The organism is Klebsiella sp. C349492, assembly GCF_042055345.1.
GTDB lineage: Bacteria > Pseudomonadota > Gammaproteobacteria > Enterobacterales > Enterobacteriaceae > Klebsiella > Klebsiella scottii.
In genome coordinates this window covers 252,589-272,960 of the sequence record NZ_JANQCE010000003.1, presented here as the reverse complement: position 1 = coordinate 272,960, position 20,372 = coordinate 252,589, and the positions used below count along the sequence as shown (strand labels likewise).

The 20,372-nt window shown below is 58.0% G+C and carries 19 protein-coding genes; 6 read left to right on the top strand and 13 right to left on the bottom strand.

Annotation, left to right across the window (positions count from 1 at the left end):
• Positions 1-11 precede the first annotated feature (11 nt).
• Positions 12-239: a YejL family protein gene (locus tag NWP14_RS13890; RefSeq protein ID WP_015583825.1), complete on the bottom strand. Its 228-nt coding sequence runs from the start codon at positions 237-239 to the stop codon at positions 12-14.
• 190 nt (positions 240-429) lie between these two features.
• On the opposite strand from NWP14_RS13890, the gene yejK reads away from it, so the two are divergent.
• Positions 430-1,437: a nucleoid-associated protein YejK gene (gene yejK, locus NWP14_RS13885; protein ID WP_095100661.1), complete on the top strand. Its 1,008-nt coding sequence runs from the start codon at positions 430-432 to the stop codon at positions 1,435-1,437.
• A 41-nt stretch (positions 1,438-1,478) separates the two neighbouring features.
• Here yejK and NWP14_RS13880 read toward each other — a convergent pair whose 3' ends face one another.
• Positions 1,479-2,243, bottom strand: coding sequence for a DeoR/GlpR family DNA-binding transcription regulator (locus NWP14_RS13880; RefSeq protein ID WP_375215519.1), 765 nt, complete (start codon positions 2,241-2,243; stop codon positions 1,479-1,481).
• A gap of 81 nt (positions 2,244-2,324) precedes the next feature.
• Here NWP14_RS13880 and NWP14_RS13875 point away from each other — a divergent pair, with 81 nt between their 5' ends.
• Complete coding sequence (locus tag NWP14_RS13875) at positions 2,325-2,945, top strand: NUDIX domain-containing protein (RefSeq protein WP_095100665.1); 621 nt, start codon at positions 2,325-2,327, stop codon at positions 2,943-2,945.
• Here NWP14_RS13875 and NWP14_RS13870 read toward each other — a convergent pair.
• Positions 2,942-4,255, bottom strand: coding sequence for a serine hydrolase domain-containing protein (locus NWP14_RS13870; RefSeq protein ID WP_375215518.1), 1,314 nt, complete (start codon positions 4,253-4,255; stop codon positions 2,942-2,944). The two genes, NWP14_RS13875 and NWP14_RS13870, sit on opposite strands and share 4 nt — an antisense overlap.
• A 106-nt stretch (positions 4,256-4,361) precedes the next feature.
• Between NWP14_RS13870 and NWP14_RS13865 the strand changes: the two genes are divergently transcribed.
• Entirely contained in the window at positions 4,362-5,252 is an 891-nt protein-coding gene (locus tag NWP14_RS13865) for a LysR family transcriptional regulator (RefSeq protein WP_331834722.1), read from the top strand.
• A 57-nt stretch (positions 5,253-5,309) separates the two neighbouring features.
• Here NWP14_RS13865 and rplY read toward each other — a convergent pair whose 3' ends face one another.
• Together rplY and NWP14_RS13855 are read right to left on the bottom strand one after the other, a co-directional pair.
• Positions 5,310-5,594: a 50S ribosomal protein L25 gene (rplY, locus tag NWP14_RS13860; protein ID WP_095100671.1), complete on the bottom strand. Its 285-nt coding sequence runs from the start codon at positions 5,592-5,594 to the stop codon at positions 5,310-5,312.
• A gap of 137 nt (positions 5,595-5,731) precedes the next feature.
• Entirely contained in the window at positions 5,732-7,489 is a 1,758-nt protein-coding gene (locus NWP14_RS13855; protein WP_331834721.1) for a DEAD/DEAH box helicase, read from the bottom strand.
• A gap of 147 nt (positions 7,490-7,636) precedes the next feature.
• Here NWP14_RS13855 and rsuA point away from each other — a divergent pair, with 147 nt between their 5' ends.
• The 3 genes from rsuA to NWP14_RS13840 all read left to right on the top strand — a co-directional run bounded on the left by rsuA (position 7,637) and on the right by NWP14_RS13840 (position 10,222).
• Positions 7,637-8,356 carry a 16S rRNA pseudouridine(516) synthase RsuA gene (gene rsuA, locus NWP14_RS13850; protein ID WP_095100675.1) on the top strand — a complete coding sequence of 240 codons (720 nt, stop codon included), beginning with the start codon at positions 7,637-7,639 and terminating at the stop codon, positions 8,354-8,356.
• Positions 8,353-9,549, top strand: a complete 1,197-nt coding sequence (locus NWP14_RS13845; RefSeq protein WP_095100677.1) for a Bcr/CflA family multidrug efflux MFS transporter — start codon at positions 8,353-8,355, stop codon at positions 9,547-9,549. The genes rsuA and NWP14_RS13845 overlap by 4 nt, the downstream gene beginning before the upstream one ends.
• A 328-nt stretch (positions 9,550-9,877) precedes the next feature.
• Complete coding sequence (locus tag NWP14_RS13840; RefSeq protein ID WP_095100681.1) at positions 9,878-10,222, top strand: YejG family protein; 345 nt, start codon at positions 9,878-9,880, stop codon at positions 10,220-10,222.
• Positions 10,223-10,225: 3 nt separating this feature from the next.
• Here NWP14_RS13840 and yejF read toward each other — a convergent pair whose 3' ends face one another.
• From yejF to NWP14_RS13800, 8 genes are all read right to left on the bottom strand, one after another.
• Positions 10,226-11,815, bottom strand: coding sequence for a microcin C ABC transporter ATP-binding protein YejF (gene yejF, locus NWP14_RS13835; protein ID WP_095100683.1), 1,590 nt, complete (start codon positions 11,813-11,815; stop codon positions 10,226-10,228).
• 1 nt (position 11,816) lies between these two features.
• The gene (locus tag NWP14_RS13830; protein ID WP_375215517.1) at positions 11,817-12,842 is read right to left on the bottom strand and encodes a microcin C ABC transporter permease; all 1,026 of its coding nucleotides are present in this window, start codon (positions 12,840-12,842) and stop codon (positions 11,817-11,819) included.
• Complete coding sequence (locus tag NWP14_RS13825; protein WP_331834718.1) at positions 12,842-13,936, bottom strand: microcin C ABC transporter permease YejB; 1,095 nt, start codon at positions 13,934-13,936, stop codon at positions 12,842-12,844. Before NWP14_RS13825 ends, NWP14_RS13830 begins: the two co-directional genes overlap by 1 nt.
• 9 nt (positions 13,937-13,945) lie before the next feature.
• Complete coding sequence (locus tag NWP14_RS13820; RefSeq protein ID WP_375215516.1) at positions 13,946-15,751, bottom strand: extracellular solute-binding protein; 1,806 nt, start codon at positions 15,749-15,751, stop codon at positions 13,946-13,948.
• A gap of 59 nt (positions 15,752-15,810) precedes the next feature.
• Positions 15,811-17,382, bottom strand: a complete 1,572-nt coding sequence (locus NWP14_RS13815; protein WP_095100689.1) for a cyclic di-GMP phosphodiesterase — start codon at positions 17,380-17,382, stop codon at positions 15,811-15,813.
• Between the two features lie 185 nt (positions 17,383-17,567).
• On the bottom strand, positions 17,568-18,140 hold the full coding sequence (mepS, locus tag NWP14_RS13810) for a bifunctional murein DD-endopeptidase/murein LD-carboxypeptidase (protein WP_095100691.1): 573 nt from the start codon (positions 18,138-18,140) through the stop codon (positions 17,568-17,570).
• Between the two features lie 424 nt (positions 18,141-18,564).
• Positions 18,565-19,272, bottom strand: coding sequence for a phosphatase PAP2 family protein (locus NWP14_RS13805; RefSeq protein WP_346431006.1), 708 nt, complete (start codon positions 19,270-19,272; stop codon positions 18,565-18,567).
• Positions 19,273-19,314: 42 nt separating this feature from the next.
• Complete coding sequence (locus tag NWP14_RS13800) at positions 19,315-20,292, bottom strand: CobW family GTP-binding protein (protein WP_375215515.1); 978 nt, start codon at positions 20,290-20,292, stop codon at positions 19,315-19,317.
• Between the last annotated feature and the right edge of the window lie 80 nt (positions 20,293-20,372).

Here is a 20,372-nt window from a genome sequence, read left to right as displayed (position 1 = left end):
GTTGGTTATCCTTAGTGCGCCGGGTCGTCGTTGATTGAGGACTGCAGAGCCTGGGCAAAAGAACGGGCGATCGCCTGACGCTGCGCCGGCGCGACGCTACTATTGATCAGGTTGGTCACCATATTGCCTAGCACCATCAGTGAAAGGTCAACGGGGGCTTTGTGTGTTTCCAGCACGTTGGTCAGCTCGCTGAGCAGCTGTTCGACGTGTTCATCACTATAGCGGGATAATTGCGGCATAAAAGTCAAAATCTGTTTGTTCGTGAAAGGGCAACATATTACCGTAGCAGCAGCTTTTTTTCCGCATTTTTTCGCCACGGCGCAAAAGCGCGCAGGATCGCGAGTCTCGGCTAGCCGAAGAGTCACGCGCCGGTTGCGTCGCCGTCCCGGCGGTGGTTGAATACCGCCCGGTCTAAAAGGAGAGTTTAACATGAGTCTGGATATCGACCAGATTGCCCTGCATCAGTTAATTAAACGTGATGAACAAAACCTTGAGCTGGTGCTGCGCGATTCGCTGCTGGAGCCTAATGCGACGGTCGTGGAGATGATGGCCGAGCTGCATCGTGTCTACAGCGCAAAAAACAAGGCCTATGGCCTGTTTAATGAAGAGAGCGAGCTGGCCCAGGCGCTGCGCCTGCAGCGCAAAGGTGAAGAAGATTTTCTGCCGTTCAGCCGCGCGGCGACCGGTCGTCTGCGCGACGAGCTGGCGAAGTATCCCTTCGCAGAAGGCGGGATCGTTCTGTTTTGCCAGTATCGCTATCTGGCGGTTGAGTATCTGCTGGTGGCGGTGCTCAACAACCTGAGCAGCATGCGGGTCAACGAAGAGCTGGATATCCGCTCCACCCACTATCTGGACATCAATCATGCCGACATCGTGGCGCGCATTGATTTAACCGAGTGGGAGACGAACCCGGAATCGACCCGCTATCTGACCTTCCTGAAAGGCCGGGTAGGGCGCAAAGTCGCCGATTTCTTTATGGATTTCCTCGGTGCCAGCGAAGGGCTGAACGCCAAAGCGCAGAACCGCGGCCTGCTGCAGGCGGTGGATGATTTTGCCGCCGACGCGCAGCTGGATAAGTCCGAGCGGCAGAACGTGCGTCAGCAGGTTTACGCCTACTGCAGCGAGCAGCTGCAGTCCGGAGAAGAGATTGAGCTCGAATCGCTCTCTAAAGAGCTGGCGGGGGTGAGCGAGAAGAGTTTCCAGGAGTTTACCGCTGAACAGGGGTATGAGCTGGAAGAGAGCTTCCCGGCGGATCGCAGCACTCTGCGGCAGTTAACTAAGTTTGCCGGCAGCGGCGGCGGGCTGACGATCAACTTTGATGCCATGCTGCTCGGCGAGCGCGTGTTCTGGGACCCGGCGACGGATACCTTGACCATCAAAGGCACGCCGCCGAATCTGCGCGATCAGCTGCAGCGCCGGACTTCCGGCGGAAGCTGAAACCAATCCCCTCGGCCGCAGGCCGGGGGGATTTCTCTCCCTTACTGCGCGTCGGCGCGGATCGTTTCAATTCCACATTGCGCCAGCCGCGCTTGCAGCATCTCATCCACCGGGCTATCGACAATCAGCGTGCCGGCAAGGCTTAGCTCGCCGATGGCAAAAGCCGATGCCGAATTCAGCTTCTCCCGCGAGGCCATCACGATGGTTTCCGCCGCCCGCGCGGCCAGCGCCCGCTTGATGCCCGCTTCTTCATAATCCCCGGTGGTGAAACCCGCTTGATGGTGTACCCCGGTGACGCCCATAAAGAACAGATCGGCGTTGATCCGCGCAATACCTTCCAGCGCCGCGGCGCCGACGGCGACCAGCGAATGTTTAAACAGGCGCCCGCCGATCAGGATCACCTCAACCAGCGGCCGATCGACCAGCGCGACGGCGATGCCGGGGCTATGGGTCACGATGGTGCAGGCTAAATCGGCGGGCAAAAGCTTCACCATCTCGGTGGTGGTGGTCCCGCCGTCAACGATAATCACCTGGCCTGGTTGAATTAACGCCGCCGCCCGGCGGGCAATCGCCTGCTTGGAATCGATTTGCACGTTTCTGCGGGCCGCGATCGGGGCAACGGCGGCCGAAGCCGGCAGCGCGCCGCCGTGAACCCGCTGCAGCTTCCCTTCCGCCGCCAGCTCGCGTAAATCGCGACGAATGGAGTCCTCCGAGACGCTGAAGCGCTGGCTGAGCTCCCCCGACATGACCTGTTTCTCGGCGCTAAGAATCTGCAAAATGAGCTGCTTTCGTTGGCTGGCGAGCATGCGGTTTCCTTCATGTTTGATCTTGTTTGTGCATGATTGTGCATGTTATGGTGCTTTCTGTCACCTGGTAAGGAGCAAAACATGCACATTGACGCACCATACGTTCGCAATATCCGCGAAACGCTGCTATCCGATAACTGGTATACGCTAAAAAAATATACCTTCGAACTGCTGCGGCGGGACGGGCGCTGGCAGGAGCAGAGCCGCGAAGCCTACGACCGCGGGAACGGTGCCGTTATTCTCCTCTACAACCGCGAGAAAAAAACCGTGGTTCTCATCCGCCAGTTCCGCTTTCCGGTATGGATTAACGGCCATAGCGGATTTTTGATTGAGGCCGCCGCCGGGCTTTTGGATAACGCCTCCCCGGAAGAGCGAATTATCGCCGAAGCGCAGGAAGAGACGGGCTTTCGGGTGACCCGCATCGAGCCCGTTTTTACGGCCTATATGAGCCCCGGTTCGGTCACGGAAAAGCTGTACTTTTTTATTGCCGAATATTCGGCTGACGACCGGCAAAGTAGCGGCGGCGGGCTGGCGGAAGAAGGGGAAGATATCGAAGTGCTGGAGTGGCCGCTGGAGCAGGCGCTGCAGGCAATACGCGACGGCGAGATCGTGGATGCCAAAACCATTATGCTGCTGCAGCACCTGGCGCTCAATTCAGCATCGCTCCTTGCCGCAGAACGGGCAAAGAGCGACACGGTCTAGCGTAGCTGGCGGGCGATAGCGCTGTACATCAGCGCGGCCTCCAGCGGCTGGGCGTTAAACGAAGGCTCCGCCTGCGGCCAGGTTGACCACTGGACGATAACCAGATGCTCAGCGCGATTGACCATAATCACCTGGCCATATATGCCGAGCGCCCACAGGGAATCCTTCAGCCCCTGCTGAGCCGTAGGTTCGACGTTTTTGGCATTGGCCGGAATCGCGTTATTCCACCACTGGAATCCGTAAATTCCGTCCGGGTGCGCCGCGGAGACCGAGTTCTGTGCCTGAGTCCAGTCGGCGGCCATATCGAACCAGCCGTCAGGCACCAGCGATTTGCCGTTGGGCAGGCGTCCGTCGCGGGCAACAAACTCACCGAAACGTCCCCAGTCTTCAAGCGTGGCGTTGAAGCCGTGGGCGCCGACATCATGCTTCCCTTGCTGATAGGCATGCCACACGCCATCGTGGGCCATGCCGCCAGGCTGCCATAGCGTCTGTTCCAGCCAGGCGGCAAGCGACATGCCGGTTGCTCGCTCCACGATATCCCCCAGCAGCCACGCGCCGCCGGAGGAGTAGGACCACTGCTCTCCGGCCGGATGCGCGCGTTTCAGAGAGGCGACGATCTTACGTACGCAGTCGTAGGCTCCCGGATGCGCCTCGCACTGGGTCAGCCGCGCGAAGTGGGACTGCGGATTGGTGTAATCTTCATTCCACTCGACGCCGGAGGTGTGCTGGATAAGCTGCTTCAGGGTGACGCCGTCCCAGGCGCTGCCCTTCAGCTCCGGTTCATAATCGGTAACCAGATCATCCAAAGAGTGGATTTTCCCCTGCTGGATGGCGATACCGACCAGCGTGGAGACCACCGCTTTGCCCACCGAGCGCGACGTCCACAGCGTGGTGTCGGTGTTGCCGGCGCCAAGGTACTTATAGGCAATTTTGCCCTCTTTTAGCACCAGCAGGCCGGTCACATTTTCGCGCTTCAGGTAGTCCTGCAGGTGCCACGTCTGGCCGTTCAGCGTATAGCTGGCGTCGGTCAGGGGCCTGTCTGCCTGCTGTAGCGCAACGGCGGCGCCGTGGTGAAAGACGTCCCCGGCATAGTTACGATAGTCGTTACGAAAACCAACCCCCCGATCGGCTTGATTCCAGCTGAGCATCTCTTTTGCCGCAGGCAGCGTTTTATCAAACGGCGTCGGGCAGGTATCGAGCAGCACGCCGCCGCATGCCCGCTGCGGCTGGGCCTGCGCCAGCGCGACGCCGGGCAGGGCGGTGAGCATCAGCGCCAGCGCCAGCGGTTTGATCGTTTTTATACTTGTCATCAGGAATTCCTTATTAGCCATCACAACCCGATGCGCAGTATATAAATCATCGGGAGCAGGCTAAAATCAGCCGATGGGGGATTTTCCCCCGCAAGGATGGGAAGGTATGAAAACGCTGCAGTACTCTTTTGCGCAAATTGAGGCTTTCGCCACCGTCGCCGAAACGGGCTCTCTTTCGCGCGCGGCAATTCGCCTCGGCAAAGATCGCACGACGCTGCGCGATCTGCTGGATTATCTGGAAGATGCGCTGGGCTACGCGCTATTCCTGCGGCAGGGTCGTAGCCTGGCGCTAACCGCGGAAGGGGAGCAGCTTTTTCGCCAGGCGCACCTGCTGCTGCGCCAGGCGCAGGCCTTTGAATCCTTCGCCCGGACGCTGCCGGGCACGGCCTGGCAGGAGCTGAGGGTGGCGTATGACCCCTTTGTGCCGCGCGGCTTTCTCTGCGCCCTGGCCGATAATCTTGCGCAGCGCCAGCTGCGGATGAGCTGCTGGAGCGCATCGCGTCGCGAGGCTGAACAGGCGCTGGCCGACGGCCATGCCGACCTGGCGATATGCCAGGCCAATAACCGCACCCTTGGCAGCGAGATGGAGTGGCGCGCGCTGGGCACCGTTGAACTGGGATTTTATGCCGCAGAGCGGCTGTTTGCCGGCTATGCGAGGCCGCTGACGCTGCTGAACCTGGCGCTGGTGCCTCAGCTGGTGATGCATCGCCGCTCTGACGATCAGATCGCCCGACGGCTGCAAATCTCCGGCCATACGCAGTACATGAATGAAATCACGCTGCTGCGTCACGCCATGCAGCAGGGGCAGGGGTGGGGATTTTTGGCCGATCATTTCCAGGCGCAGAGCTGGGATGGGGTGAGTAAAATTGAAACCGAGGTCGGCAGTCAGGGGCTGAACGTCACGATGGTGATGCTCTGGCAGCCGGGTATGAACAAGCACCAGGCCCTGAAGACGGTTATCGATTTAGCGCCGGCGCTGTGGGCGCAAAGCACATAACAAAACGCCCCGGACCTTGCGGACCGGGGCGTTTTATACAACAACTGCTATCGGCTATTAAGCGCGAACGAAGTCGATGTGAGACAGTTTTGGCTTGAACGGGTGACGCTGAACAGCCTGAACCTTAACTTTCTCTTCTTTGCCATCGATAACGATGGTCAGAACTTCACCGTAGAACTCAGCTTTACCCTGAATGTTCCACAGTTTGTCCTGGTCCAGCTCAATTGCTACCGGAGTAGCTTCGCCGCCATAAATGATGGCCGGGAATTTATTAGCTGCACGCAGGCGGCGGCTCGCACCCTTACCCTGCTCTTTACGTACTTCTGCGTCGATAGTAAACATTGATGTCTCTCTATATTTAAATCCTGCTACAGGCGACCCAGCAGCAGGCAGATGATCTGCTTTGCGAATGCAAAAGCGGGCGGCATTATAGCCGCCAGAGGTTTTTACGGCAATCAAAACCTCAGCCTTAATGCCGATTAACGCAGTTCGTTGGCCCGGCGGAAGCGTCCCTGGTAGTCGAACATTTTCTCCCGCACCTGCCAGTATTGCCCCTTCATGCGGGCGACGACAAAGTCCGGATGGCGCAGCAGCGCCCGCTGGGCAAGGATATCGGCAGCGGTTATCCAGCGCAGCGGCACGCCGGGCGTGCGGGTGTGCGGACGAATAAACAGCTGTTCAAACGCGGTGCGCTGGGCGGGAGTCTGCAGGCGGAAGCGCTCGCTGACGTCGGCGCCGTCTTCATCGTAATAGGTAATTTTCAGCCACGGGCCTTTGTCGTCGGCGCCGTGCTGCAGATCCATGCCGCTACAGCGCAGCACCAGCGCGTCTTTAAGCTTCAGCGCCGCCTTCAGCATATCATCGGGATCGACGAGGATCGTGTCGCACTCGCGGCAGCGGCGGGCGGCGATATCGTTCTCCGCATTACACTGCGGGCAGTTCTTAAAGCGAAAACGAAAGTCGCACTGCTCGCGATGGCCCTCATCATCTTCAAACCAGCCCTGACAGCGGCGGCCAAAATGTTCGATCAGCGTCCCGTCGGCGGTGGTTTTGCCCCAGAAGGTATTGGCGAAACCGCAGGCCGGACAGAATACCTGCACCGGCACGTTGTCGCTCTTGCCTTTCGGCGTCCCGACTTCAGGCGCGTAGAGATCGTGCGGGTTGCCGGCATAGTCGAGGATCAGGCAGTCGGTTTTCCCCGGCGCCAGGCGCAGGCCGCGGCCGACTATCTGCTGATAGAGGCTGACCGATTCGGTAGGGCGCAGAATGGCGATAAGATCGACATGCGGGGCGTCAAAGCCGGTGGTCAGCACCGCCACGTTGACCAGATAGCGGTACCGCTGGGCTTTAAACGATTCAATAATGCGGTCGCGCTGCGGCCCCGGCGTTTCGCCGGTAATCAGCTCGGCTTCACCTGCGGGCAGCAGGCCGGTGATTTCCCGCGCATGCTCCACCGTAGAGGCGAAAATCATCACCCCTTTTCGCGTTTGGGCAAACTCAACGATCTGGCTGACGATATGCGGCGTAATGCGCTGCTGTTTTTTCAGCTCATGATTGAGGTCGGCTTCGCTGAACAGGCCGTTGCTCTGCGCCTGAAGGCGGCTGAAATCGTACTGCACTACCGGCATATCGAGCCGCTCCGGCGGCGTCAGATAGCCGTTTTTAATCATGTAGCGCAGCGGCAGTTCATAAATGCAGTCGCGAAACAGCGCCTTCTCGTCGCCGCGCACCATGCCATGATAATGGAACTGATAGATCCAGCCCTTCCCGAGGCGAAACGGCGTGGCGGTGAGCCCAAGCAGGCGCAGCTGCGGATTGACCTGCCGCAGGTGGGCGATGATTTGCTGGTACTGACTATCGTCGTCATCGCTGATGCGGTGGCACTCATCGACGATCAGCAGCGAAAACTCCCCCTGGAACTGCTCAAGGTTGCGGGCAACCGACTGTACGCTGCCGAAAACGACCTTACCGTGGCTCTCTTTGCGCTTCAGCCCAGCGGCGAAAATATCGGCTTCCAGCCCAAGGGCAAGATATTTAGCGTGGTTTTGCGCCACCAGCTCCTTGACGTGCGCCAGTACCAGCACGCGGCCGCGGGCCAGGCGCGCCAGCTCGGCAATGACCAGGCTTTTGCCGGCCCCGGTCGGCAGGACGATAGCGGCGGGCTCATGGTGGCGACGAAACCAGGCTAAGGTGGCATCGACCGCCTCTTTTTGGTAGGGGCGTAATGTAAAATTCATGGCTTCACAGGCGTTAATTAACTCGCAAATAGTATGCCATGAATCTTTTCCCTTGAGTGGCGTTAAGAGCCCGTTATACTAGCCAATGAATTTCTTCTTTTTCGGGCGCTTGCCCGCTCCAGCATTATTACAGGCTAAAAAAATCTCATGCGACTTGATAAGTTTATCGCTCAGCAACTTGGCGTCAGCAGGGCTATTGCCGGACGTGAAATCCGCAGCAGCCGCGTTCTTGTGGATGGTGAAATCGTGAAAGACGCTTCGTTCAAGCTCCAGCCGGAGCATGACGTTGAGTATGACGGCAATGCGCTTACCCAGCAGAACGGCCCGCGCTACTTTATGCTTAACAAGCCGCAGGGTTACGTTTGTTCTACCGACGATCCGGATCACCCGACGGTGCTCTATTTTCTTGATGTCCCGGTGGCGCATAAGCTGCATGCCGCAGGTCGTCTGGATATCGATACCACCGGTCTGGTGCTGATGACCGATGACGGGCAGTGGTCGCACCGTATTACCTCTCCGCGCCATCACTGCGAAAAAACCTATCTGGTGACGCTGGAAAACCCGGTGGACGAACACACCGCGGAGCAGTTTGCGCAGGGCGTTCAGCTGCATAATGAAAAAGAGCTGACCCGGCCGGCGGTTCTCGAAGTGGTGACTCCCACGGAAGTTCGGCTGACCATCAGCGAAGGGCGCTACCATCAGGTTAAGCGGATGTTTGCCGCCGTGGGCAACCACGTTGTCGGCCTGCATCGTGAACGAATTGGCGCTATCGCGCTGGACGACTCTCTGGAGCCCGGCGAGTATCGCCCGCTGACGGAAGAAGAGATTGCCAGCGTTGGCGTTCAGCATGCGCGGAGTAAAACGTGACGGCAAAGCAGAATTCTTCCCTGGGGATTGTGTTTATTCTTGGCCTGCTGGCCATGCTCATGCCGCTGTCGATTGATATGTATCTACCGGCTCTGCCGGTGATCTCGGCGCAGTTTAACGTGCCGGACGGCAGCGCGCAGATGACGCTTAGCACCTATATTCTGGGCTTTGCTTTTGGCCAGCTGCTGTACGGCCCGATGGCCGACAGCATCGGGCGTAAGCCGGTGATCCTCGGGGGGACGCTGATTTTTGCCGCCGCCGCGGTGGCCTGCGCGCTGTCGCAGACCATCGAAATGCTGATTACCATGCGCTTCTTTCACGGCCTCGCGGCGGCGGCGGCGAGCGTGGTGATTAACGCCCTGATGCGCGATATTTATCCGAAAGAAGAGTTTTCGCGGATGATGTCGTTCGTGATGCTGGTAACCACCATCGCCCCGCTGGTCGCGCCGATGGTGGGCGGGGCGGTGCTGGTGTGGTTCAGCTGGCACGCCATTTTCTGGATCCTTGCGGTGGCGGCGCTGCTGGCTTCGGCGATGATCGCGTTCTTCATTAGCGAAACCCTGCCGCCGGAGCGGCGGCAGAAGTTTCATGTGCGTACCACGCTCGGCAACTTTGCTACCCTGTTCCGCCACAAGCGCGTGCTGAGCTATATGCTGGCGAGCGGCTTCAGCTTCGCCGGGATGTTCTCATTTCTGAGCGCCGGCCCGTTTGTTTATATCAATATTAACCACGTCTCGCCGCAGCACTTCGGCTACTACTTTGCGCTCAACGTGGCCTTCCTGTTCGTCATGACCATGATAAACAGCCGTTTTGTCCGGCGGATTGGGGCGCTGAATATGTTCCGCGCCGGGCTGTGGATCCAGTTCGCGATGGCCGTGTGGATGGTGGTCTGCGCGCTGTTTGATGTCGGCTTCTGGGCGCTGGTGTTCGGCGTGGCCGCGTTTATCGGCTGCGTGTCGATGGTTTCCTCGAACGCGATGGCCGTCATTCTCGATGAGTTCCCGCATATGGCCGGAACGGCCTCTTCGCTGGCGGGAACCTTCCGCTTCGGGATCGGCGCGATTGTCGGCGCGCTGCTGTCGATGGCGACCTTCACCACCGCCTGGCCGATGCTGATCTCTATCGCTTTCTGCGCCAGCAGCTCCATTCTCTTCTACCTCTACGCCAGCCGGCGGCGAAAAGTCGCGCTTTGAATCTCATTTAAGGGGCTATTTCAGCCCCTTTTTTGATGCATATCAACCGCAGCGGGCTTCATTATTCTGCTATTTGTTTCTTTTATGTAAAATCAATTAGTGTAAAAAGTCGCAATGTTGCGATAAAAAAGTTGTTTTGGATCACAGAAACGGGTACATATAGCCCCGATCGGTTCCTCAGCGAAACTATAAAGTTCTGGATAATAAGCGGTTAACTCTGGCGCACGCCGGTGTAAACGTTTTCCACGCTGATACAGGACTATTTGTCAACAATGTGTTAATATTGATGTAAATTTATTGTGAAGCATTTGCTTCCGGGGAAAACCAGGTGAATACACAACAACTCTCTATCGTACACCGACTGCCGCAAAGCTATCGCTGGCTGGCCGGTTTTGCGGGTTCAAGAGTTGAACCGATTCCGCAAAACGGCGTGCAGAGCGAGAATAGCCTCGTGGCGCTGAAATTACTGAGCCCGGACGGCGAGAAAGCGTGGCCGGTTATGCATAAGCTTAGCCAGGCGCTCAGCGACATCGAAGTCGATTGCTCAATCGTTGAGTGTGAAGGGGAACCGTGCCTGTTTGTCAGCATGCAGGACGAGTTTGCCGCCACCTGTCGTCTGAAAAATTTCGGCGTAGCCATTGCCGAACCCTTCTCCGGTAACAACCCGTTCTGACCGTCAGCCCAGCGCCAGCAGCTGGCGGGTATATTCCTGCTGCGGAGCGGTAAATACGCGCTCGCACTCTCCCTGTTCGACCACCTCTCCTTGCCGCAGAACCATCACCTGATGGCATAGCGTTCGCACGACGCGCAGATCGTGGCTGATAAAAATATAGGCCAGCTGGTGCTTTTGCTGTAAAGCTTTCAGCAAGGCTAAGATTTGCGCCTGTACGGTCTTATCCAGCGAAGAGGTCGGCTCATCCAGGACGATAAGCTGAGGTTTGACGATCAGCGCCCGGGCGATGGCGATACGCTGCCGCTGGCCGCCGGAAAACTCGGCCGGGTAGCGCAGGCGCGTTTGCGCATCCAGCCCCACCTCCTGCATCACCTGAATAACCGCCTGTTCACGCTCGGCGGGGGTGAGCGTCGGCTGGTGGACGCGCAGCCCTTCCTCAATAATCTGTAAAACGTTTAGCCGCGGGTTCAGCGATGAGTTCGGATCCTGAAACACGACCTGCATCCGGCGGCGCAGCGGCAGCATCTGCCGACGGCTGCGGCCCTGCAGCGTTTGACCATCAAAGGCAATGGTCCCCTCGGAGGCAATCAGGCGCAGTAGCGCCAGCCCGGTAGTGCTTTTGCCGGAACCGGACTCTCCCACCAGTCCCAGGGTTTCACCCGCGCGCAGCTGAAAGCTCAGAGCGTTAACCACCCGATTATGGTCAACCACCCGGCGCAGGAGGCCCCGACGAACGGGAAAGGCGACGCTGAGCCCGCTGGCGGCGAGCAGCAGCGGCGCATCGGGCGCCAGCGGTACCGGAAGCCCCGCCGGTTCGCTATCCAGCAGGCGGCGGGTATAGGGATGCCGGGGAGCAGAAAAAAGGGCATGGCAGTCGTTTTGCTCGACGCAGCGCCCGTTTTGCATCACCGCCACGCGGTCGGCGAGCTGGCGGACGATGCTCAGGTTATGGGTGATAAACAGCAGGCCCATATTCAGCTCCTGCTTCAGCTCGCGCAGCAGCAGCAGAATTTGCGCCTGCACCGAGACATCCAGCGCGGTTGTCGGTTCGTCGGCAATCAGCAGCTCCGGGCGGGTGAGCAGGGCCATGGCGATCATCACCCGCTGGCGCTCGCCGCCGGAAAGCTGATGCGGATAGTCCGCCAGCCGGCGAGGGGCCTGGCGAATGCCGACGCGCTCCAGGCAGTCGAGAATCTCTCCCCGGGCGGCTTCTTTGCGCATTCCGCGATGCAGAGAGAGCACTTCATAGAGCTGCTTTTCCAGGGTGTGCAGCGGATTGAGTGAAACCATCGGCTCCTGAAAAATCATGGCAATACGGTTGCCGCGCACCCCGCGCAGGGTACGCTCATCGGCATGCAGCAGCGACTGGCCGTGAAAGCGGATATCGCCGCTGGGGTAGCTTACCGGCGGTGAGGGAAGCAGGCGCAGCACCGACAGCGCGGAAACGCTCTTACCGGAGCCGGATTCGCCCACCAGCGCCAGGGTTTCCCCCGCCGCAATGCGCAGCGACAGTTCGCTGACGACGGTCCGGGTTTCGCCCTGCTGGCGAAAGGCGATGGAGAGATTGTCGATTTCTAACAGAGGCTGCGCCATCTTATACCGCCTTACTGGGGTCGAAGGCGTCGCGAACCGCTTCACCAATGAAAATTAAAAGCGTTAACAGCACCGCGACGGACAAAAAGGCGGCGATCCCCAGCCACGGCGCCTGCAGGTTGTTTTTCCCCTGCAGCAGCAGCTCGCCAAGCGAGGGCGAGCCCAGAGGCAGGCCGAAGCCAAGAAAATCCAGAGAGGTCAGGGTGGTAATCGAGCTGCAGAGAATAAACGGCAGGAAGGTGAGGGTGGCGACCATCGCGTTGGGCAGCATATGCCGCAGGATAATGCTGTGGTCGTTAACCCCCAGCGCCTGCGCCGCGCGGATATAGTCGTAGTTACGGGTGCGCAGAAACTCGGCGCGCACCACGCCCACCAGCGTCATCCAGCCGAACAGGACGGTAATAGCCAGCAGCCACCAGAAGCCGGGCTGCACGACGCTGGAGAGCAGGATTATCAAAAACAGCGTTGGCATTCCCGACCACACTTCAATAAAGCGCTGCCCCCAGAGGTCTATTTTGCCCCCGTAGTAGCCCTGGATGGCGCCCGCCAGCACGCCGAGGACGCTGGAAAAGAGCGTCAGCAGCAGGCCGAACAGGATTGAGATCCGCGTTCCGTACAGGATGCGCGCCAGCACGTCGCCGCCGTTGGCGTCGGTGCCCAGCCAGTTCTGCGGCGACGGCGGAGAGGGGAAGGGGTATTGGGTCGCAAAGTTGATGGTCGTCGCACCGAAGCGCACCGGCGCCCACAGCACCCAGCCGTGGCTGTCGAGCTGTTTCTGGAGCCACGGGTCCTGATAGTCGGCGGCGGTGGCGAAGTCGCCGCCGAAGGTCTTCTCGCTATATTCTTTTAATAGCGGAACGTACAGGCTGCCGCGGTACTGCACCAGCAGCGGACGATCATTGGCAATCAGCTCCGCGCCCAGGCTGCAGACGAAGAGGATTAAAAACAGCCAAAGCGACCAGTAGCCGCGGCGGTTGTCGCGAAAACGCGCCCAGCGGGCCTGATTGACGGGACTCAAAAAAGACATCAGCGGCCCTCAAAATCGATACGCGGGTCGACCAGCGTGTAGCAAATATCGCTGACGATATTAAGCAGCAGACCAATTAGCGTAAAAATATACAATGTGCCAAACATGACCGGATAGTCGCGTGAAACCGTCGCCTCATAGCCCAGCAGCCCCAGGCCGTTGAGGGAGAACATCACCTCAATCAGCAGCGAACCGGTAAAGAACATGCTGATAAACATCGCCGGAAAACCGGCAATAACCAGCAGCATGGCGTTGCGGAACACGTGGCGCCACAAAATTTGTTTTTCACTCACCCCTTTGGCGCGGGCGGTGACTACGTACTGCTTGCGGATCTCATCCAGGAAGCTGTTTTTGGTCAGCATAGTGAGTGCCGCAAAGCCGCCAATCACCGTCGCCAGCACCGGTAGCGTGATGTGCCAGAGGTAGTCGAGGATCTTCTGATACCACGGCAGGCTATCGAAATTGGCGGAGACCAGCCCCCGCAGCGGGAACAGGTCGAAATAGCTGCCTCCGGCGAAAATAACGATCAGCAGAATCGCGAACAGGAATGCCGGGATCGCGTAGCCGATAATGATCAGCGTGCTGCTCCAGATATCAAAATGGCTGCCGTTGCTGACGGCTTTACGGATGCCGAGCGGGATCGACACCAGGTAGATAATCAGCGTGCTCCACAGGCCGAGGCTAATGGAGACCGGCATACTGTTTTTGATCAGTTGCAGCACCGAGGCGCTGCGAAACAGGCTGTCGCCAAAATCAAAGCGCAGGTAGTCGCCGAGCATTTTCAGGTAGCGCTCGTGGAGGGGCTTATCAAAGCCGTAGCGATGGGTTATCTCGGCGATGACCTCCGGGTCGAGGCCGCGCCCGCCGCGATAGTGGCCCTCGCTGACGTTGCTTACGCCGGTGCGCGCGTGGCTGGCGGCCATTCCGCTATCGCCCGCGCCCGGCATCCCGCCGTGATTGCCGAACTCAATGGCGGCAATGGCCTGATCGACCGGGCCGCCGGGGGCAATCTGGACAATAAAAAAGTTGATCGTGATAATCGCCCACAGGGTGGGGATAATCAGCAGCAGTCGGCGGATCAGGTATGCGCCCATCGTCGTTCCTTAGCGTCTGTCCGCGGGCAGTTTTGCCGCTTTGTTAACGTCATACCACCAGCTGTCAAAGCCGGAGGAGTAAACCGGCCGCGTTGGCGGGAACGAGAACTTGTCCCACCAGGCCGTTCTGTCCTGCGCCATATACCACATCGGCAGCATGTAGTAGTTCCAGGTGAGCACCCGATCCAGCGCGCGGCCTAAGGGCAGGAGCTTCTGCTTATTGCCCTGCCAGCGAATAATCTGCGCGATGAGGCGATCCACGACCGGGCTTTGCACTCCCGGCGCGTTGTAGCTGGAGTGAATATAGGCCGAGTCCCAGGAGATCTGCAGGTCGGTGCCGGGCCACGGCGTCGCCCGCCAGACCACGGGCATCATATCGTAATCCCGGCTGCGGCGGCGATTGCTGTACTGGGAATTATCAACCTGGCGAATATCCATGGTGATGCCGAGACGCCGCAGGTTGTGCTGAAAGGGCAGAACCCAGCGATCGTTACCGCCCGCGGGCAGCAGCAGCTCAAAACGCAGCGGCTTCCCGGTTTTCCCGTTCACCCGGCGCTGGTTTTTCAACACCCACCCGGCCCGGTTGAGCAGGTCGTCCGCCTTCAGCAGATTCGCCCGATCGAAACCGCCGCCGTCGGATCTCGGCGGCTGATAGAGCCCGGTGAAGACCTCGGATGGGAGATCGTTTTTCATCGGCGTCAGCAGAGCGAGCTCATCGGCATCGGGCGCCGCGCGGGCCGCGTACTCGGTATTCTGGAAGTAGCTGTTGGCGCGGCTGTAGGCGTTGTAAAACAGCGCCTTGTTCATCCATTCAAAATCGAAGGCGAGGGTGATGGCTTCGCGTACCTGACGATCGGCAAACACCGGGCGCTGAATGTTGAATGCCAGCCACTGGGTATCCTGCGCCGAGGTATTCTGATACTCATCCTTCACGATGTAGCCGCGCGTAAAGTTGCGCCCCACGTAGCGGGTGGCCCAATTTTTGGCCATCGTCTCCTCCCGCCGGTCTACCGCCCCCGCCTTAAAGGCCTCAAAGGCGACGTTATCGTCGAGATAGTAGTCGTAGCGTAGCGTATCGAAGTTCCAGCGCCCGCGGTTGACCGCAAGATTGGCCGCCCAGTAGGTTTTAACGCGCGAGTAAACGATGTACTGACCCATCCGCCAGTCGGTAATGCGATAGGGGCCGCTGGCCAGCGGCGGGGTGGAGAGCGGATCGCTGAGCTTATGGTCGCGCCAGAATTTTTCCGGCATCACCGGCAGGGTGAACAGGCTGAGCATGTTCTCTTTGCCCGCCTGGCCTAACTCAATGCGCACGGTGAGCGGGGCGATGGCCTTGACGCTTGTGCCTTTGTAGTACAGGCGAAACTGCGGGACGCCTTCGGTCATAAATTTCTGGAAGGTAAACGCGACGTCGCTGGCGCGGATCGGCGTGCCGTCATGAAAGCGGGCCTGCGGGTTGATTGTGATCTCTATCCACGAAAAATCCTCGGCGTAGCGCGCCCCGTCGGCGATTAGCGGATAGTAGCTGCCCGCTTCGTCGTCGGAGGTGGTGAATAAGGTATCGTACAGGGCATCGGTGCGCACGCCGGGATTGCCGCGCAGCGCATAGCGGTTGAAGTTGTCGAAGGTGCCAATGGTGGCGAGCGTGATGCTCCCGCCTTTTGGCGCCGCTGGGTTGGCGTAGGCGAAATGGCTAAAGCCGTCAGGGTATTTCGGCTCGCCGATAATCGCGAAGCTGCTGCTCTCTTTCACGGTCTGCGCCTGACCGTTAAGGCTAATAAAAGTAATTAATATCAGACAAATACGCGCAAACATAGCCAGGTTGTTATCCTCTGTCGGCGGGCCCTCAGCGGGCCCGTCCATAGACTAAATTATCAGGAACGCCCGGAGGCGGCGAAGTATTTCGCCGGTTCTTCATGCGCGGCGAGCAGCGTTTCCAGCGGCAGGGGCCGGCTTATCCAGTAGCCCTGCAGATAGTGTACGCCGTGCTTGCGCAGCCACTCTGCCTGTTCAGGCGTTTCAACCCCTTCGGCAACGGTCAGGAGCTGCAGGCGGCGGCTCAGCGTCAGCACGGCATCAAGCACCGGCGAGGTGACGGTTTCGGTACCGATGGCCTGCACGAAGCCGCGATCGATTTTCAAAAAGTCGAAGTTGTAGCGTTCAAGATAGATCAGCGCGCTGTGGCCGGTGCCAAAATCATCAATCGCAATTTCAAAGCCCTGCTCATGCAGCCAGTCAAAGATGGCCAGCGATCGGTGCTTATCGATCATCGCGCGTTCGGTTATCTCCAGCACCACGCTAAAGTGGTTAACCGGCAGGGCGGCGGCGAAGCGCTGTAAATCCGGCTTAAAGCTGTCGGCATGCATGTGGGCCGGGGAGATATTCAGCCCGAGCTTACTCCCCGCCGGCAGGATCTTTTGCAGCGTGGGCGCGTCGCGAGCGATTAGCGCCAGCAGATGATGGGTTAGCGGGACGATCATTTCCTGGGTTTCAGCCAGGTTGATAAAGACATCCGGAGGAATTTCGCCGGCGACCGGATGCCGCCAGCGCATCAGTACCTCAACGCCGCTAATGTGCAGGGTATCGGCTTTAACGACCGGCTGATAGACGATGTAAAACTGGTCGTTCTTTATTCCCACCAGGATCGCTTTTCGCGGATCGGATTTGATCGTCAGCACGTAATAGCCCAGCAGCCCCGCCAGCAGCCCGCATACCACGCCTAACAGCAGCGCGTACTGGGTATTTTCAGCCAGCCAGCTGTTGGCGTAGAGATAAACCTTGAGCGGCAGCCCCTTGATCTGCACTTCGCGAATCGGCTCTGAGAGCGTCGTTTTTGGGTTAACCAGCCCGTTGCTTAAGGTCGAAATGCTGTTGTTGTTGACCACCAGCGCAATGCCGCTGAAGTCATTTTGCCGGGCAGAATAGAGAATATAGGGGGTCAGGTTGGTATTGATTGACACGAAAATACCGTCGTTACCGCCGTGCGGGCTGCGTACCCACATCGCCAGCGCCGAGCTTTTTGGCATCATCGGCGTACCCGGCAGGATGGCCATATCGACAGGTTTACTGATATCGAGCTGGGGAATGAGCTGTGCCAGGGGGCTGTTCATTGGACCTGTTGCCGAAGAGCAAAATGCCTGGCCATTTTTAACCAGCAGAAACGCCCGAACGTTTGGGCTGAAGGCGGCATGCGCGGTCAGGCCCGACGCGATATTCTCACACTTCTGGTCAATCAGCGGCTGCAGCACGGTAATCGTATGATTAAGCTCGTGAAAGTATTCATTCAGGTAACCGTTGACGTTGTTGATGATGAAGTCAAAGCGTTCAGACCGGTTGTGGTAGATAACCATAAATTGAATGCTACCGGCCAGCAGGGCGACGAAAATCCCAATGAGTGTGCTGGTCAGCCAGATTTTACGCCGGGGTGAGAAGTAGCGGGTAAGCATAGGCTATAGTCAGTCCGTGTTTATGAGGCGCGCAAATGGGGTGACAGAAAAACGATTTCACCATCTCCATTAAAAGACATAGCTTATATTGCGGCTTTGCGGGGCAATGAGCAAAAAAAAACACTGCCTCAGCAGTGTTTTTAATTTCCGTTCGTCAGCCAAGGGAAAACTGACGACAGAAGAGGTTAGGAACGGCTCAGCACGCGGCGCGCTTCGTTATAGCGCTTTTTCCAGTACGGCTCGTTCATGCTGGAGATAGTCACACCGCTGCTGGTGGAAGCATGAACAAACTGGCTGTTGCCGATGTAGATACCTACATGGCGGCCAGTGGAACCCGCTCTGAACAGGACTAAATCGCCTGTACGCAGCTGGGAGCGTGAAATCGACTTACCGGAATCCTGCTGCTCGGAAGTTGAGCGCGGCAGTTCCAGACCAAACTGTTCGCGGAAGGTACGCTGCACGAATGCTGAACAATCGATGCCTTTCCGGGTGCTACCGCCAAGGCGGTAACGCACGCCTTTCCAGCTAGCATACTGGTCCATTAAACGGGACTTAACGTCCAGATTGTTGACCATTGTTTCAAATTCATCCTGAGAGGCTTGCAGTGATGACAAATCGCCACTACCCACAGCAAGCGTCTCAGAATGCATATTCTTTGCGGTACTACTGGTCGAACTACAGGCAGAGAGCAAAACTGCCACTGCAACCGCGGGAACGACCCGCAGGATATATCTCAAAATCGGCTGAGATTTGACCATGTTGTTTGTTTTCCCTTGTTGTCCTTAACGACAATGTCGTTATAAAAAATGCCAAACGTGTTAGAGCCTAAATACCTGCCAGCAATGAGACAATTCCTTAAACCTAAATTTGTGCAGTGACGCACAAATTAATTCTGCTGCCGGTTTTACGTTGCTGGAAAGGCAAAACGAGAATGAGATTACCCTATCAACACTGGGATGGCGAGCGGTTTTGCGAGATTTCTTATAAGAATTTTTGCGACAAAAAGTGAATCATCGGGAAAGGACAAAATAGCGGCAGAGATGGGTGAAAAATACGCAATTACCTCATTTGTAAGACGATTAATGTGACAGAAAGATGATTGTGGGGATAAAAATGGCGAAACATAAAAAAAGGGACCGAGAACGATCCCTTATGGATATTTAATAATATGCGACGGGAATGTTAATTTTTGTGCAATCCGCCCGGGAGGGTTCGGTCGAACCAGGCAATCATTTTGTCGCTCAGAGGCGTCAGCAGAACCCAGGGAGCGCCGATCAGCAGCGCGGTTAATGAACCGACGGCAATATCGGTAAACCAGTGGGCGCCAATCATTACCCGCGGGAAGGCAAAAACAACGAAAATGGCGAGAGAAATGGCAAACGCCCGGCGGCCAAAATAGCGCCACATGAAGGTGGCGAAAATCAGCAGCATCATCCCGTGATCGCCCGGGAAGCTATCCTTCGATGCATCTTTAGTCGGGAACGAGACCACGTCACTTACCTTAACAATGCCGCTAAACGAGAGCGACGGGCTGGCGCGTTTAACCGGCATCAGGTGCTGAGCCAGCTGGTTTATCACCACCGCAGACAGCAGCATCACCAGGCCGATAATCACGATTCGGCGGCGGCCGGCGCTTTGTTCTTTCAGCCAGAAGCTCAGCATCACGCCTCCCATTGCCAGCAGAGAGCAGGCGTCAAAAGCGCGGTTGTTGATAATCGCCAGCAGCCAGGTATAGCCGCGGCTGACGCCCACGTTGTGGTTAAAGAAGTGGAAAATGGCGGAATCCAGCGAAAACCACGGGCCGTGGTTAGCGGGGAGATACCATGATAAAAAAAGCGCAATACCTGCGGCGTTAAGCAGCAGGATAAGGGGGATTCGGGTTTTATTCATAACGGTCGCGTGTTGTGTAAAACGGGGGCAAACATAGCCGCCCTAACTTAAACGTAGCCTCAACAGAGTGGCTTGTAGTGCATTCCAGTCCGCTTCGCCGTCGCAGATCAGCTCAATACGGCTGTCCGGCGGCGCAACGTTTTGCGTTTCAATATTAAGGTCCAGCCCCTGACGGTTGATCCGCACCAGGCCTTCGGCAATACGCATCACGCCCTTCACGCGGCCCACCGGGGCCAGGCGCGCCCACTCCAGCAGGCCGATGGTATCAAAGGTGGTATCAGCGTCAAAAATCCAGCCGCAGGCCTGGTAGCCCTGGCCGCTGTTCAGGCTGCGGCGCCAGCGCTGGTGGCTGGGGAGATTCAGCGCCGCCAGGCCTTTTTTCTGTCCGTGGCCGTGCGCATGCTCCGCGCTTTCCGGCAGCGGGCGCAGATTCAGCCGCGGCAGGTCCAGCAGCGCCGGGTCAATGCTCCCCTGGGTGGCGCTGACGCGCAGGCGTTTTCTGGCGTACTCCTGCCACCAGGCGCTGAAGGCGCGCTCGCTTTCCGCGGTCATCCGGTCGGTTTTATTGCTGATAATGACGTCGGCGGCGGCCAGCTGATCGCGGAAGTTTTCGTTGGCTACGACCTTCGGGTTCAGAAGCTGGCGAGGATCGAGGACGCACAGCGTCGCGCGCAGGTCGATCCACGGCTCGTAGACCGCGGCGGTCAGAATATCGAGGATCTGCTTCGGGTGACCGAGCCCGGTTGGCTCAATCAGCAGGCGGTCCGGCTTCCCCTGACGCAGCAGCGTATTCAGCCCGACCTGCATTGGCAGACCGTTGACGCAGCACATGCAGCCGCCGGGAATTTCTTTAAGCAGCGCACCGCTATCGGCCAGCAGAGCGCCATCGATGCCAACTTCGCCAAATTCATTGACCAGTACGGCCCATTTTTCATCTGCAGGCTTATGGGCCAGCAGATGAAGAATCGAGGTCGTTTTACCGCTGCCGAGAAACCCCGTGATCAAGTTTGTTTTGGTCACATTTTCTCCAGGATACAAATGTAATGTTGTAACAGTTGAGACTATCCTGACGAAAAAAAGGGGAAAAGAGAAGGGTTAGG